This window comes from Acinetobacter sp. V104_13, from assembly GCF_031798995.1.
In the GTDB taxonomy this organism is placed as follows: Bacteria; Pseudomonadota; Gammaproteobacteria; order Pseudomonadales; family Moraxellaceae; genus Acinetobacter; species Acinetobacter pittii.
The window spans coordinates 91026-106454 of sequence record NZ_JAVQNP010000027.1; the positions used below are offsets into that span (position 1 = coordinate 91026).

The 15429-nt window shown below is 35.8% G+C and carries 13 protein-coding genes; 8 read left to right on the top strand and 5 right to left on the bottom strand.

Translation table 11 applies throughout. The features are described from left to right. Positions 1-125: 125 nt before the first annotated feature. Together RMB06_RS13175 and RMB06_RS13180 are read right to left on the bottom strand one after the other, a co-directional pair. Complete coding sequence (locus RMB06_RS13175) at positions 126-407, bottom strand: hypothetical protein (RefSeq protein WP_017403086.1); 282 nt, start codon at positions 405-407, stop codon at positions 126-128. Between the two features lie 13 nt (positions 408-420). Next, positions 421-1644, bottom strand: a complete 1224-nt coding sequence (locus tag RMB06_RS13180; RefSeq protein WP_017403087.1) for a phage/plasmid replication protein, II/X family — start codon at positions 1642-1644, stop codon at positions 421-423. Between the two features lie 86 nt (positions 1645-1730). Here RMB06_RS13180 and RMB06_RS13185 point away from each other — a divergent pair, with 86 nt between their 5' ends. The 7 genes from RMB06_RS13185 to RMB06_RS13215 all read left to right on the top strand — a co-directional run bounded on the left by RMB06_RS13185 (position 1731) and on the right by RMB06_RS13215 (position 9998). Next, entirely contained in the window at positions 1731-2018 is a 288-nt protein-coding gene (locus tag RMB06_RS13185; protein WP_114212736.1) for a hypothetical protein, read from the top strand. Positions 2019-3158: 1140 nt separating this feature from the next. Further along, the gene (locus RMB06_RS13190) at positions 3159-3449 is read left to right on the top strand and encodes a hypothetical protein (RefSeq protein WP_005069200.1); all 291 of its coding nucleotides are present in this window, start codon (positions 3159-3161) and stop codon (positions 3447-3449) included. Positions 3450-3928: 479 nt separating this feature from the next. Next, complete coding sequence (locus RMB06_RS13195; protein ID WP_002113678.1) at positions 3929-4462, top strand: fimbrial protein; 534 nt, start codon at positions 3929-3931, stop codon at positions 4460-4462. A gap of 87 nt (positions 4463-4549) precedes the next feature. Continuing rightward, on the top strand, positions 4550-5284 hold the full coding sequence (locus RMB06_RS13200; RefSeq protein WP_017398844.1) for a molecular chaperone: 735 nt from the start codon (positions 4550-4552) through the stop codon (positions 5282-5284). A gap of 55 nt (positions 5285-5339) precedes the next feature. Further along, on the top strand, positions 5340-7901 hold the full coding sequence (locus RMB06_RS13205) for a fimbria/pilus outer membrane usher protein (RefSeq protein ID WP_311079840.1): 2562 nt from the start codon (positions 5340-5342) through the stop codon (positions 7899-7901). Next, positions 7898-8914, top strand: coding sequence for a fimbrial protein (locus tag RMB06_RS13210; protein WP_078220823.1), 1017 nt, complete (start codon positions 7898-7900; stop codon positions 8912-8914). The genes RMB06_RS13205 and RMB06_RS13210 overlap by 4 nt, the downstream gene beginning before the upstream one ends. A 112-nt stretch (positions 8915-9026) precedes the next feature. Beyond that, complete coding sequence (locus tag RMB06_RS13215) at positions 9027-9998, top strand: DUF4882 family protein (protein WP_213033934.1); 972 nt, start codon at positions 9027-9029, stop codon at positions 9996-9998. A 56-nt stretch (positions 9999-10054) separates the two neighbouring features. Here RMB06_RS13215 and RMB06_RS13220 read toward each other — a convergent pair whose 3' ends face one another. Next, positions 10055-11164, bottom strand: coding sequence for an S-(hydroxymethyl)glutathione dehydrogenase/class III alcohol dehydrogenase (locus tag RMB06_RS13220; RefSeq protein WP_014206736.1), 1110 nt, complete (start codon positions 11162-11164; stop codon positions 10055-10057). Positions 11165-11392: 228 nt separating this feature from the next. Beyond that, a complete protein-coding gene (locus tag RMB06_RS13225) occupies positions 11393-13264 on the bottom strand; it encodes a phage capsid protein (protein WP_311079843.1) in 1872 nt (623 codons plus the stop codon). Positions 13265-13447: 183 nt separating this feature from the next. On the opposite strand from RMB06_RS13225, the gene RMB06_RS13230 reads away from it, so the two are divergent. After that, a complete protein-coding gene (locus RMB06_RS13230) occupies positions 13448-14605 on the top strand; it encodes a catalase family protein (protein ID WP_311079845.1) in 1158 nt (385 codons plus the stop codon). Positions 14606-14675: 70 nt separating this feature from the next. Here RMB06_RS13230 and RMB06_RS13235 read toward each other — a convergent pair whose 3' ends face one another. Beyond that, entirely contained in the window at positions 14676-14981 is a 306-nt protein-coding gene (locus RMB06_RS13235; protein ID WP_311079848.1) for a hypothetical protein, read from the bottom strand. Positions 14982-15429: the final 448 nt, after the last annotated feature.

Below are 15429 nucleotides of genomic sequence, written 5' to 3' on the forward strand. Positions count from 1 at the left end.
TTTTTACCGCACTTCTTGCATGTATAAACATATTCTGTCATAGTTAAAATACACGTAAGTTATTGATTTTTAACATATTATACATTATACGAACAATCGTATAATTCACTAATAAGCCTTTGATTCTATTGCGTTTTCTTAGGTACAGGCTTCACGCTAAACACCTGCATCTGTGCACCAAACTTAGTTTGTTGCTCTGTAAATTCGATTTCTACTTCCTGTGCGTTGTCAGCACATTCCTCAAGGATTGCCTGAATCTGTTCAACTGGCATCATCCCAGGCATTGCAGTTAAGTTGTATTTAACTGGAGACAAAACTGTCGTAGATAAAAATGCGCGTTCTTTACCGTCTTTCTCAGAACGGTAAACTGTTGGAAAAATTGTGCGTTTATTAAATGAAACTTGCATGGTCAAAGCCTCCTCAGGCAACTAGATGTAACCCATGTTTGGGTGTGTATTGTGAAACTGGTTGAACGTAATCTTGTGGAGCTTGCTCAGACATCTTGAGTTCAAACAAACGAACAAATGGAATAACTTTCCCGTTAGGATTCTTAGCAAGATTCTGTAAATGACCTTTAGAAATCTCACATAATTCCAATGCTTTAAGAGCGTCATAAAATGTACGTTCGTTATAAAGCTCTTTAGTAGCTTTCAAGCCGATCTGGCGAATCAATGAATAAAACTTCATTGCGTTATTCGCTTTGGTATAACTAGGTTTACCTGTCTTTGTATAAGTCACTAATTTGGACTTAAATAAATCTAGGATTTCTCCATCATTCGAAAAATTCATGTGTTTACCCTTCAATGTATTTAAGATCGGGTCAAAAGCTACGTGCCAGAGGCGTAGCAATAATTCTGGCTGTTCATGTTGCAGCTTAATAAGCTGAAATAAATTAGATGGATAACCATTCTTGGTTAAATAGGTTTTACAAATACGAGCTTCTAAACGTAAAACAGCATTAGCAAATGGCAATGCATTGTTCATAGCAATAACAAGCGATTTAGAGCGCATACAGCCCTTGTCTGCTTGCTTCTGTAACTTATGTAATTGGCTTTTTACTTCTTCAAATTTGCCATAAGCCTTAGGACGAACGGTTGCACCGTCATTACCCCAAGTAATGTAATTCTCGTATTTAATCTGTCTAGCTTTACGGTGACCCGAAGCCAAGTTAGCCATGTAATCCAAAGTTGGTTGAACCATATTCTGATGAGGCAATCTAAATAAATATGTCGTATCTAGATGTAAGACCTCAGTATTTTCCAAGTCCAAAATTGGGGCTAACTGGGGAAAGGCTTCGAGTAACATGCCAAGCATATGGTCAGAGCCTAATTCGATAGACTCAAAGCCATACACATTGTGACCTTGTAACAACTTCAAAGGAGACGCTTTAATTTCGACGTAAGGCGTTCTATTGATTGTATGAGTGTAAAACTTCATAGCCATGTCGGTGTAATCACTAGGAAGAGCTTCAAAAGGATGGTAAAGCTCCCCTGTCGTTGTTGTACCATCGTCCAACTTACCGACATGACGAGTAGCAGCAGGAATACCAAAATCACGAATATCACCAGTAAACCAGTGGTTATTCTCAAGGCTACGTACATGCGTAGGTATGATTGGAATCGCTAACCGCAGAAAATCAAGCATAGTTAATCAGCCTGAAATTTATTATTTAATATTGCTTGTTCTTTATTCATTATCTTCCCCAAGATAAAATATTGTGACAGTGTCACATGCAACTTTATGGCACATTTGTATCACAGTTGCGTGTGACAATGCAACACTGTCACAATGATAAAATAGAGAAATTAACGAGCTTAGAGATGCTGGAAATGTCAAAGACTTATAGAGTCAAAACTGAATATGTGTCATTGATACAGAAAACACACATTGATTTCATTGTAAAAACTAGACTCCCAATAGATGAAGCAGACATCGTAAACGCCCTTATTGCCAAATATTTAAAAGAACTAAAACCAGAAGATGTAATCGAGTGGCAAAAAGAATATGAAAAGAAGTAAAAATGAATAAAATATGATCAAAATATCGACTTGTTGCGAAACTTTCTCAACAACTTGTAAGTATATGAATTATTTCAGGAATAAATCATATTTCAAAAAACTTTCCGCAGTCAGGCACACTATTAGATAGTAGTGTGCCCTTCTCTCCCAACCTTGCATCATCGTGTCAACGCCGATCGGCTGCGAGCCCTCGCCGACGGTCGCGCCCCGACGCTGCAAGATCGAATTCGCATAATGAGCATTGATGTTAAATGCCATGCGAGTGCGTTGTATATGGTCGCATCATTGACAAAAAACCCCGCTAACGCGGGGTTTTAGTCAACGAACATGGCAAGTAACATAATGCGGCTATTATACGAACAGTTGTATAATTCAATATTGCCCCATAGCTTGGTAGCTATCTTTCATTTGTTTGTAGTGCTTATTTCTTTCTAGCTATTGCGGCACTTTTAGCTATGTGGAATGAATTTTTATTCTAATTAAATTCAGCACTAGCATCTTCTGACGTTGCTATTGATAGATAATAAATAGGATTTATAAAATCTAATTAAATAGAAATTATGATTAGGTTTGGCTAATAATCGCTTGTTTGATTTTTATTGAGCTTTTTCTCTACCTAGCGCTCCTAGAAATTAAAACTATATTTCGCTAGACCATTTTCCTAAAATCTTTAAAGTCTATGCTAAATTCTAATTTATTAACTCTGATATGCTCCAATCCGCAATATAAAGCAAATTTAATTACAGATTGGTTGAATAATGTATATTTAGTCACATTTTTATTGAAATCTATATTTTATTTCTCAGTAATAATTTTGAAATATAAATTATAAATTAAAAAATGAATTATATTTTTATTAAATATTTTAATGCATATCATGCTGTTTTAATTTGCAGTCTGTTTTTTTATTAATCATTATTTTATAAATTTTTATAAATAACAATAACTTAATATTGTTTTAGTGGTTTTATTATTAATAAATTTTTAGAAATTATAACTATTACATTATTTAAAGTATTTAATGTGATTTATATCACGTATAAATTAATGATTTTTTATTATTTAAAGCTTAATGATTGTTTTTAAATTAAAAATAAGGTATCACATATATATAAACTATTTTATAAATAGGTATATAAAATGAAAAATAATATATTTAAACTTCTTGTTTTGATGGTGCTTTCCTCTTCCCCACTATTTTGTTATGCGAGTAACACAATAATGATAAGAGGAAATATTGTTGAAGATACATGTTCAAGAGAACATAGCGAGATAGAATGTGTTGAGGTAAATAATTTAAATATTAAACTTGATAGTGAATATTTAAATAAAGATAGTCTTTTTAAATTAGCTCAACATACTGAGAAAATGGACACAAGCATTGAGAGCATAAGTTCTAACCACAAAGTCGTGCTTATTAATTACCATTAATATCCCAACTTATTTCTGCAGTAAGTTTGATGAAAGAGTGATTTGTCGAATTGACCGCATTTTTTGATCAATTAATTGATGAGTCACTCTTTTTTCATAAAAAATGACTATTTGTATATTTTTTCTGTATACATATGCATAATTTATTCTATATAATTATATTCTATGAATTTAAGCTTATTTTTCACATAATTTGTTTAATTCTTTTTTATTTACATCGTGTTCTTATGTAATTTTCTTCTCTTCATAGCTTTTCTTTTTTATAAAATAAAAAAACTTTCATAAACAATAATATAGGCTATTGATGGTCGGCCTGAACTTCAAATACTAAACGTGATTTAATTAAAATTATGAAAAAATAATGTGATCTAGTTTGCATTTTGTTTAAGAAGTGTTAAGATCGCCGCATTACTTTTCAAGATGTCAAACACTGGAAAAGTAAGGAAATAAACTTTTATCCAGACTTTTGAGAAAACACTATGAAAAAACTTGCTTTGATCGCTGCTCTTTCGGTTGTAGGGATTGCTAATGCTCAAGCTGCTGATGGTACAATTACAATTAATGGTTTAGTTACAGACAAAACTTGTGACATCGTTACCCCTGCTGGTAAAGACTTCACAGTTACTCTTCCAACTGTTTCTAAACAAACTTTAGCTGTTGCTGGGGATGTTGCTGGTCGTACTCCTTTCCAAATCAACTTAGCTAACTGTTCACAAGGTAAAGTAGCTACTTACTTCGAACCAGGTGCAACTGTTGACTTTAATACTGGTCGCTTACTTAACCAAGACGCTACTGGTGCTAAAAACGTTAACGTTCAACTTTTAGGTAGCAACAACAACTTCATCCCAGTACTTGCTGCGGGTGCAAACGGTGCTCAAGCTAACTCTCAATGGGTTGACGTAGCTGATGGCGCAGGTGCTGACCTTAACTACTACGCTGAATACTATGCAACTGGCGCTTCTACTGCTGGTAAAGTAACTACTTCTGTTCAATACACAATTATCTATCAATAATTAATTGATAGCGGGGTTTCTATGTCCGCATGGAAACCCTGTTTTGTGTAACGCTTTCCTGAATCTTTCTTGGTTGAGAACTCGAAAATGAAATTGAACAGTTATAATTTTTTGTTAGGTTTAGCATTTGCTTCAGCAGTTATTGCACCTGCTACTCAAGCAGAAATTGTAATTCATGGCACTCGTGTAATTTACCCGTCAGATGCTAGAGAAGTTACGCTACAAGTTAGCAATAACGGTTCAAAGCCAGCACTTGTCCAAGCTTGGATTGACGAAGGTGACCCAAAAAGTACACCGGACCAATCAAAAGTTCCTTTTATGATTGCTCCTCCTATTTCTCGTGTTGAAGCAACGAAAAGTCAGACTCTTCGTATTACAGCTTTACCAAATGCTTCTCAGTTAAATCAGAAGCAAGAAACAGTTCTGTGGTTGAATATTTTAGATATTCCACCAAGACCTACTTCAAAAAGTGAAGATACGACGCCTGATAATTTCTTACAACTTGCAATTCGTTCACGTATTAAATTCTTCTATCGTCCTTCATCGATTAAAGAAGATGCGAATTTAGCATCAGATAAGCTTCAATGGATTAAATCTGGTCAAAATTTAACGGTAAAAAATCCTACCCCTTTTCATATCACAATGACTTCTGTTTACCAAAAGGCAGGTGATAAAAAGGTTGATTTATTACCTCAGGGGCTAATGATTAAGCCTTTCTCTGAAGCGTCAGTTCAGCTTAAGAATGGCAACCTTCAAGATATGAGTTTTATTAACGTCAATGACTACGGTGGTCGCGTTGAGCACCCGATAAAACTTCAGTAATCAGATTTATCTTTTTAATAAATTTAAGCACCTATATGTGTAGGCGGACTTAGCTATGCCAAAAAAAAGGCAAGAATCTTATAAATTATTAAAACGCCATATTTGTTACTACTTGGCTTCTGGTGTTGTCACAATGACAATGCCTGTATTCGTGCATGCTGAAGAAACAACTACGAGTGCTCCAGTAGAGGCTGAATTTGATTCTGCTTTTTTAATTGGGGATGCTCAAAAAGTTGATATTTCTCGTTTTAAATATGGAAACCCTGTTTTACCAGGCGAATATAACGTTGACGTATATGTAAATGGTCAATGGTTTGGTAAACGTCGTATGGTCTTTAAAGCATTAGACCCTAATAAAAATGCAGTAACGTGTTTCACAGGAACAAACCTGATTGAGTATGGCGTTAAACAAGATGTTTTGTCTAAACACACTGCCCTTCGAAAAGAAAATAATAGTTGTTATAAAATTGAAGAGTGGGTTGAAAATGCATTCTATGAATTTGATACCTCTCGTTTACGTGTAGATATTTCTATTCCGCAAGTTGCTTTGCAAAAAAATGCTCAAGGCTATGTCGACCCAAGCGTATGGGATCGCGGTATTAATGCTGGTTTTCTGTCTTATAGTGGTAGTGCTTATAAAACATTTAATCAGTCGAATGATCAAAACGAAACAACAAACGCATTTATGGGCGTTACAGCTGGTTTAAATATTGCTGGTTGGCAATTACGTCATAATGGCCAGTGGCAATGGCAAGATACACCTGCTGAAAATCAATCTAAATCAGATTATCAAGAAACAAGTACATACTTACAAAGAGCCTTCCCTAAATACCGTGGTGTTTTAACGCTAGGTGATAGTTTTACAAACGGCGAAGTATTTGACTCTATTGGTTATCGTGGTATCGATTTCTCAAGTGATGACCGAATGCTACCAAATAGTATGTTAGGTTACGCCCCGCGTATTCGTGGTAACGCAAAAACCAATGCAAAAGTTGAAGTTCGTCAACAAGGCCAACTTATCTATCAAACAACTGTTGCACCAGGTAATTTTGAGATTAATGACCTTTACCCTACTGGTTTTGGTGGGGAAATTGAAGTTTCTATTATTGAAGCAAATGGTCAAGTACAAAAATTTTCGGTTCCATATGCTTCAGTTGTACAAATGTTGCGTCCAGGTGTAAACCGTTATTCTTTAACTGTAGGTCAGTTCCGAGATCAAGATATTGACCTTAATCCTTGGGTAGTTCAGGGTAAATACCAACAAGGTATTAACAACTACCTAACAGGTTATACAGGCATACAAGCTACAGAAAATTATGCTGCTGTATTGTTAGGTGCTGCTTTTGCTACACCAATTGGTGCTGTTGCGTTAGATGTTACACACTCTGAAGCCGACTTTGAAAAACAGTCATCACAATCTGGGCAAAGTTTCCGTTTAAGCTATAGTAAGTTAATTTCTCCGACTAACACAAACTTAACCCTTGCTGCATATCGTTACTCGACAGAAAACTTCTATAAATTACGTGATGCTCTACTTATTCGCGATTTAGAAGAAAAAGGCGTAAACACTTATGCGGCTGCTGGCCACCAGCGTAGTGAATTCCAAATTACTTTAAACCAAGGACTCCCTGAAGGTTGGGGTAACTTCTATGTAGTGGGTTCGTGGGTTGACTATTGGAACCGTAGCGAAAGTACTAAGCAGTACCAAATTGGTTATAGCAATAACTACCATGGTTTAACTTATGGTTTATCTGCAATTAACCGTAAGGTTGAGTACGGTTCAAATGATGCGACGCATGATACTGAATATTTAATGACGCTTTCATTCCCAATTAACTTTAAGAAGAATTCAGTCAACGTTAACGTTACTGCTTCTGAAGACAGCCGTACTGTTGGTGCAAGTGGGATGGTTGGTGATCGCTTTAGTTATGGTGCCTCTGTTTCGCATCAAGACTATGCAAACCCAACGTTTAATGCTAATGGTCGTTACCGTACTAACTATGCAACTGTTGGCGGCTCTTATAGTATTGCTGACTCTTACCAACAAGCAATGGTTAGCTTAAGTGGTAGTGTGGTTGCACATTCAGATGGTATTTTATTTGGACCTGAGCAAGGCCAAACAATGGTACTTGTACATGCACCTGATGCAGCTGGAGCAAAAGTTAATAATACCGTTGGTTTAAGCGTAAATAAAGCTGGTTATGCGGTTATCCCGTATGTTACACCTTATCGCCTAAACGATATTACGCTTGACCCACAAGAAATGTCGAGCCAAGTAGAGCTTGAAGAAACAAGTCAACGTATCGCACCTTTTGCTGGCGCAATTGCGAAAGTGGATTTTGCGACTAAGACAGGTTATGCAGTCTACATTAATAGTAAAACTGCTGATGGCAACAGTTTACCGTTTGGCGCTCAAGTCTTTAATCAAAAAGATGAAGCTGTAGGTATTGTTGCGCAAGGTAGTATGATTTACTTACGTACCCCACTTGCTCAAGATCGTCTATATGTGAAATGGGGCGACGAAAGCAATGAGCGTTGTTCGGTTGAGTACAACATCAGTAATCAGTTGCAAAATAAGCAACAAAGCATGGTAATGACTGAGGCTGTCTGCAAATGAAAAAATTACTCTTAAATAGTGGTGCTTTAGTTGTATTAGGTTTTTGTATTAATACAGGTGCTCAAGCGGCCTGTACGACTAGTCCCGGTTTCAGAACAATTGATGTTGCGATGCAAGTTGGACGAGTTGTAGTTCGACCGAGTGACCCTGTAGGTAAAGTTTTGGTTAAATCACTTTTTGAGATCAGACCAGATCCTTATACTACATATACCTGTAGTCTTTCTGATATGTTGACGGCAAAGTTATTACAAAGTTATCCACTTAGCGTACTTGGTGATAGCATCTATTCAACTAATATTCCAGGGATAGGTATCCGACTCTACCGAGAAGCGTTTAATGCTGGAAATTTCTCTGGTTATTACCCTTATACTCGTCGTGTTCCATCAAACAACTTTCGTCTTGCGGAAGGCTATTTTGTTGTAGAAATTGTAAAAACAGCTGAAAATACTGGATCTGGAACTTTAGTCCCAGGTGTTTATAGTAGTTATTATGCCGGAAACCGAAGTGATCGACCTTTTTTAACCAGTACGGTTAATGCTAATGCGATTACTATTGCCTCTTCATCTTGTGAATGGCGTGGTGCTATTAATAAGCAGGTACAGCTACCAACAGTTACAAAAGCTGGGTTTAAAGGTGTTGGTTCAACTCAAGGAGATCAATCCTTTGAACTCAATATTCTGTGTAATGGTGGTATCAACCCAACGGGTTATGAAGAGAAAAACCTCATTAGCTTGAGTTTTGATTATCAACAAGACGGTACTAATACCCAAGTTTTAAAAAATCTTGAACCAAATGCAACTAAAGCAAATGGTGTTGGGGTTCAACTTATATGGAATTATCAAAATAAAAATCAAGTTATTGGCTTAGGTAATAAACTAGAATTGGGAACTGTGAAATCAAATCAAACCATTCAATATGATGTTCCTTTAACAGCGCGTTACTATCAAACTGCAGCAAATGTTACACCTGGTAAAGTTCGCGCCATGGCTACTGTAACTATTGAATATGATTAATCATATTCAATAGTTTTTAAACCTAATAATTTCAAATATTTAAATATTAATAATAAATTTTACTTTAACACTACTTTCTAAGAATTTCATACTTAACTAGATAGGAATGTTTATGAAAAAAATAGGTATATTTGCTGTTAGTGCAATTACATTATGCTGGGCCATGTATGAAGTATCTTCTGATAATACCAATACAGTAACGCATAGCGAGTCAAGCCAAAAAGTAGCATCTAAAAAATTTTCATCAACTGCAAAGGATGAAAAATTAACGTCTCAAACACTTTTGGCAAAAACAAATTCCCTTAATTCTGCCCCAGTGTGCCAATACAATTTTGATGTGACTCAGGAAGATCTCGATCTATGGAATAATGAACATCCTGATTTTCCTATGAAAATATTCCCATTGATAACTGGTCAAAAATTTGGTTTTAAAGTAGAACCTACGCCAGAAAGTCAGTATGGCTACGTAGATTATGTAGCTACAAGTAAAGTAGATAGTCTGAATTCGGTTAATGAAATTGGTGATTTAACGATACCTCACACAGGTATTATTGCATTTGAAATGGAACTTAAAATTCCAACATCCACTCTTGGGAGTTCATCACTTGGAAATTCTACTTATTACTCCTCTAGCATTGGATTTAGTGGGGTAACAAATAATGGTTATACAATTAGATCCAACTATTGGTTTGATATGGGGGGGTATGATCCAGATTTTGGTGAGAATCCTGCTAGATTAAACTATTATGTAGCTTATCGACTTAGTGATAATAGTGGGCCTAACAATCCATATTATAAAGGTCAAAACATGACAAATAATTCAAATGAATACCAAAGATTAGGGATGTATATTAATCAGAATACTAAGCAGGTTGGCTTGATAGTAAATGGTGTTGATCAGGGGTATCAATCTACTTTACCTGCTCCACTAGAGAATATACGTTTTTCTGTCTCAAGCAGTATAGGAATATACTCTAATCAATTATTTGGACAAGAATTATCTAATGAACTGATTACTGACCGTAATGCGCTACAGTTTAGCTACCCTCAAGGCACAACAGATATGTGTGGTAATGCCATTTAAGATATAAAACTATAAGTCATAAAGAAGGGCTGAATTACAGCCCTTCTTTATTCCATTTAGAAATGAATGACAGTACGAATTGATTTACCTTCATGCATTAAATCAAAAGCAGTATTAATATCTTGTAAAGGCATGGTATGTGTTACAAAAGGCTCAAGTTGAATCTCACCTTTCATAGCATCTTCGACCATTTTAGGAAGTTGTGTACGACCTTTTACTCCACCAAACGCGGTGCCTAACCATTTACGGCCCGTCACTAGCTGGAATGGGCGTGTCGAGATTTCTTGGCCTGCACCAGCTACACCAATAATAACAGATTGCCCCCAACCACGATGTGCACACTCTAGAGCCGAGCGCATAACATTAACGTTACCAATACATTCAAATGAATGATCTACACCCCAACCTGTCATTTCTACAATCACTTGCTGAATAGGTTGGTCATAATCTTTTGGATTTAAGAAATCTGTAGCGCCAAACTGTTTAGCAAGTTCAAATTTATCTGGGTTGGTATCTACGACAATAATGCGTCCTGCTTTTGCTTGACGTGCGCCTTGTACAACAGCTAAACCAATACCGCCTAGACCAAATACAGCAACAGAATCACCTTCTTGTACTTTTGCTGTGTTATGCACGGCGCCAATACCAGTTGTCACACCACATCCAAGTAAACAAACTTGTTCGTGATTCGCTTCAGGATTGATTTTAGCCAAAGAGACTTCTGCAACTACGGTATATTCACTAAAGGTTGAACAGCCCATGTAGTGGTAAATTGGTTCGCCGTTATATGAAAAACGTGTGGTGCCATCTGGCATTACACCTTTACCTTGAGTAGCACGTACCGCAACACACAAGTTGGTTTTTCCAGATTTACAGAATAAGCATTCTTTACATTCAGCCGTGTAAAGTGGAATCACGTGATCACCTGGTTGAACGCTTGTTACGCCCTCACCTACTTCAACCACAACACCTGCGCCTTCATGACCTAAGATAGCAGGAAAAACACCTTCTGGGTCATCGCCAGATAATGTAAAAGCATCGGTATGACATACCCCTGTATGGGTAATTTTTATTAAAACTTCACCCGCTTGAGGTGGTGCAACATCAACTTCAACAATTTCTAAAGGTTTTCCTGGGGCAAAGGCGACAGCTGCACGAGATTTCATCTTTGGGTTTCCTTTAAATCATTCGGTATTTATAGTCGAGCAAAATAGATTATATATTGATAATACAAGAGCTTAATTTTGCTTAAATTAAAATTGGCTTTCATGACAATCCATCACAGCATAGCCAGTCAGATACATCTAAGCAAGCCTACATTTAAAAAAGAAGAAAACCTCTTGCTTGAAGAGGTTTCTTATCAAATCATTAGCTTATAAGCAGCTTATTTTTACTTAGAGGTAAATATCTGGTGGATATGGTGTGTTATCACTAATTGGAGAATAAAGCGTATTTTCAACAAAGAAGCCATTTGGGGCTTGAGTGGTATCAATCGTAATTGAATCAAACATAACTTGTGGATATGCCCAGATAAATTGCTTCATTAAACCTAAAGAAACATTGTTTTTCATGTCACCAAAAATTCGTTGCCAAATAGGTGTTCGATAAGGTTTGATTTTATCAAATCCATAAATATAGGCAATAGATGCATCGGGAACAAAACCAGATAAATAAATGACTTTATTGGCAGGATAGCCTAACCCTTGTATAGGTATTTGGGAAACTGCCTGATGTGCCAAGTCTAAGCGAGCTTCTAATAGCCAATCATAAGCTTCTGTCATCATGTAATCAAAATTAGGATATGAATAATGTTGGCTTGGATAGTTAATATAAGTGGCTAAAGTCTGAATTGGGGACTGAATGGAAGGAAAGAAAATGAGCGGACTAACTTTGGCACTGGAATATTTTGCTTTGATCACGGTACGAATATTTTGACAGGTTTGTCCTAATTTATTTCTAAGCCATGTTTTAAACTCATCATAAGGCGTTCCTGTTTTATTCATTGCCTCATAAATTGTACCCAAATCTGGTGCATATAATCCTGTATCTGCATTAAAAGCCAATTTTGTTGGGTAGTCATACACACAAGGTAGATTGGTGTCAGTGTTATACCACCACCAAGGTTCACCAATCTGCATATTTACATCGCATCCACCCACTACCATTGTATCTGCGAACTCAATAAAGACTTTATGTAGATATGCCAAAGCATTCTGATGACTTAAACTAAAAAAATAGCTCGGTGGTTGGTAGCCTGTTTTACCTAAATTACTGTTCCAGTCACGCTGTGCCCAATATTCATTGGCGCCCAAGGAATACATTTCAAAGCTGACCCCAAAAATGGGTTGCAAACTGGCGTTATGTAAAGCCTGGGCATATTTCTCATGCCATTTACGAGTGCATGAATTAACGACCGCCTCGCCTGTCACCAACGTATCAGGTATTTGCCATTTATTAATATCGCTTTTCCATGTCATTTCTGGATAATGCGACATTCCACAATAGTGGTTAACGAAACCTTGGTATCCCAAAGCGACCATATTGTTGACTAGGCGCTGCGGGTTTAAGTCATAGTGGTCATCATAGCTGGTGCAGATGCCATAATTGTGCTGTGGCACAACTACGCGGCTCAAATTTAACTTTGCATTTGTTCCAGTTACAACGGAGTTAGTGAGGCGAATGTAGCCATCTTTTGGTTGACTTAAAGGTATAGCGGTTTGACCATTATAGTCACTGGTAAAGCCAGAAAATGAAATTCGCTGAATATTGGTTACCGGAAAGCTATCTGTAGCAGAGAAGCCTGCTTTTACTGTATCCCAATTAATACGAATATGCGCCGTTCGCGAGGAAGGATTATTTGCGTAATTAAATAGGACAATATATGCAATTTTATTTACGCCATTTTCATTATAGTACACCGTTAAAGTGGGCGTTAAACTTGGATTGTTCAGCACTGGCATCGTGGCAGATAACTCAATATCGAAGTCCCAAACCACCCCTGCATAGCTATATTTGGTTTGATACGCTAAAAATTTATGATCTTTAGTGTCATAAGAATCCCAAGTAATTCCTACCAAATCATTTGTCATACGTGATCTAAAAGATGCTTCAAAACCATTTCCATAGTTTGTAATGGCAAAAGACATCGTTTGCGGGCCGTCTATTCTCCAATAAATAGGGCTAAACCGATCAATAAGTGTATTCTGAGTGACTGGGCGAGGTGATGTATTAGTATTATTTTGTACATTTTGTGAGTTAGTTATCATGTCTACATTCTCTTAATGTATTAAGAGGTTTTATATTAAATAATAATTCCTATTTTATTGTTCAGATAAGTAACAATGACGTTTAAATTATTTACAGTTTATATTTTTCATAAAGTTCAAAATAAAATTAAACATGAAATCTTAATATTATCCTAAAATATTTTTACACTGAGGAGTTAATAAATGGCAACTTTTATACAGCCTATAAATTTTAAAGGTTTGTTTTTATTTACTCCTCTTGTATTTGTATTATCAGGTTGTACAGAAACTTTATATTCCAACACAACGTCGACCACAAAGATCTCTTCGGAAAGTAACGCTTATCCAGAGATTGACCCAGTATTAGGAGAAAAGTTACAGCCTAACGAAGAGTTGCTCGCTCAAAACATAGCTCAAGTCATTGAAAAGTCAATTCGGGAACAGTATACGGCTGGAAATGCTTTACGTGATGCACACCCTAAGGCGCATGGTTGTGTTCGTGCCGATTTTCATGTCTCAAAAAATATACCTGTCCAGTTTGCTAAAGGGATGTTTATTCCAGATCGAAGTTATCAAGCATGGATTCGATTTTCTAATGCTTCAAATGATGCCTCTAATGCGGACATTAAAAAAGATGCACGTGGCATAGCAATAAAAATTTTAGGTGTGTCTGGACAGAAAATTTTAGAAAGTGAAAAGCAAGCAACAACTCAAGATTTTATTATGATTAATCATCCAGTCTTTTTTGCGAATGATGCTAAACGATACCTTTCTTTTATGAATGACGTGAATAGCCATAATATGGTCAGAAAACTTCACATTCCATTTACTTTAGGTTTTAAGGGAACAATGAATGCTCTTGGAGCACGTAATTCACAAATTGCAAATCCATTATACGCACGTTATTGGTCTATGGTTCCCTATCAGTTAGGAGTAGGCAATGATCGAAAAGCAGTTAAATATTCAGTACGTGCTTGTTCAATGCAGCCAAACAATCTACCTAAGAATCCTAGTCATGATTTTTTAAGAGAAGCTTTAAAGAATACTTTACACAATAATGATGCGTGTATGGAGTTCCTTATTCAACCACGAACTTCAAATCAAATGTTGGTAGAAGACTCAATGACAGAATGGGATGAAAAAGCAGCTCCTTTCTATCAAGTAGCAACTATTCATATTCCCAAGCAGAACTTTGACACACCAGAACAAAATAAGTTTTGTGAGAATCTGTCTTTTACACCGTGGCATGCCCTACCTGAGCATAAACCATTAGGCGCAGTAAACCGAATGCGTAAAGTCATTTATGAAAACATCAGCAGAGTTCGACATGATATGAATTCAGCTCCTAGACAAGAACCTTAAATACCTTATCCATTAAAGTTATAGATAATTGATTACAAATAGTCTTCTCTTGCCAGAGAGATAACGATCTTTAATGAACACCCTTGCTTGTATCTATAGTGATTCGATCAATGAAATCTGCCAACCATAAAATAAAGTCATCTTCGTTTTTATGCTTTGGAATCAAACTCATATCTAGCTTAATAGGAAGTTCATTTTTTACACTAATAACAACACCTTCGAAGTTCACAAAGTTATATAAAAACTTTAGTTCAGTGCCTGCAATAGCTTTTTTTATTTCTACAATAAGATTATTTAAATTTCTAAAATGATTATTTGAATAAGAACTCTTAATATTTTTATTAATTCTTTCTGCTAATAGTAAGTATTTTGGCATTTCTATCTCCTTATTAATTATTTGTAAAATATAAGTATAATTTGAAAGCTATAAAAATAAGTTTTTAATTTTTATTAAATTGTTTCTGTATTTTTAATTTTAATTGATAAGTTATGTGCAATATAACTGTTTTATTGATTTAAAATGTGATTTATTTGGGATTTTATTCTGATTAAATTGGTAGGTGTTCTTTAATCTCATTTAACGGTAATTAATTAAGTTTTATATTAAATAGGCTCAATATTTAAATTTTGAGCCTATTTAATTTTTAATATTCACTTAAGACTAAAATTAAAAATTTACATCTTAAGTCAATTTTGGGAAACTCTTGATTTTATGAATTTTCCCACATTTTCTGCATTCTTTAACTTCGTCATGAGTAATATCAAAGTCATATTCCCAAACATGAATACAGAAAAGCTGTCTAAGGTTGTGGAGCATAGACACC

Bases quoted from the DNA above. Each gene is read 5' to 3' on its own strand.
- RMB06_RS13175 (WP_017403086.1), bottom strand. From the start codon at position 407: ATGCAAGTTTCATTTAATAAACGCACAATTTTTCCAACAGTTTACCGT.
- RMB06_RS13180 (WP_017403087.1), bottom strand. From the start codon at position 1,644: ATGCTTGATTTTCTGCGGTTAGCGATTCCAATCATACCTACGCATGTA.
- RMB06_RS13185 (WP_114212736.1), top strand. From the start codon at position 1,731: ATGCAACTTTATGGCACATTTGTATCACAGTTGCGTGTGACAATGCAA.
- RMB06_RS13190 (WP_005069200.1), top strand. From the start codon at position 3,159: ATGAAAAATAATATATTTAAACTTCTTGTTTTGATGGTGCTTTCCTCT.
- RMB06_RS13195 (WP_002113678.1), top strand. From the start codon at position 3,929: ATGAAAAAACTTGCTTTGATCGCTGCTCTTTCGGTTGTAGGGATTGCT.
- RMB06_RS13200 (WP_017398844.1), top strand. From the start codon at position 4,550: ATGAAATTGAACAGTTATAATTTTTTGTTAGGTTTAGCATTTGCTTCA.
- RMB06_RS13205 (WP_311079840.1), top strand. From the start codon at position 5,340: ATGCCAAAAAAAAGGCAAGAATCTTATAAATTATTAAAACGCCATATT.
- RMB06_RS13210 (WP_078220823.1), top strand. From the start codon at position 7,898: ATGAAAAAATTACTCTTAAATAGTGGTGCTTTAGTTGTATTAGGTTTT.
- RMB06_RS13215 (WP_213033934.1), top strand. From the start codon at position 9,027: ATGAAAAAAATAGGTATATTTGCTGTTAGTGCAATTACATTATGCTGG.
- RMB06_RS13220 (WP_014206736.1), bottom strand. From the start codon at position 11,164: ATGAAATCTCGTGCAGCTGTCGCCTTTGCCCCAGGAAAACCTTTAGAA.
- RMB06_RS13225 (WP_311079843.1), bottom strand. From the start codon at position 13,264: ATGATAACTAACTCACAAAATGTACAAAATAATACTAATACATCACCT.
- RMB06_RS13230 (WP_311079845.1), top strand. From the start codon at position 13,448: ATGGCAACTTTTATACAGCCTATAAATTTTAAAGGTTTGTTTTTATTT.
- RMB06_RS13235 (WP_311079848.1), bottom strand. From the start codon at position 14,981: ATGCCAAAATACTTACTATTAGCAGAAAGAATTAATAAAAATATTAAG.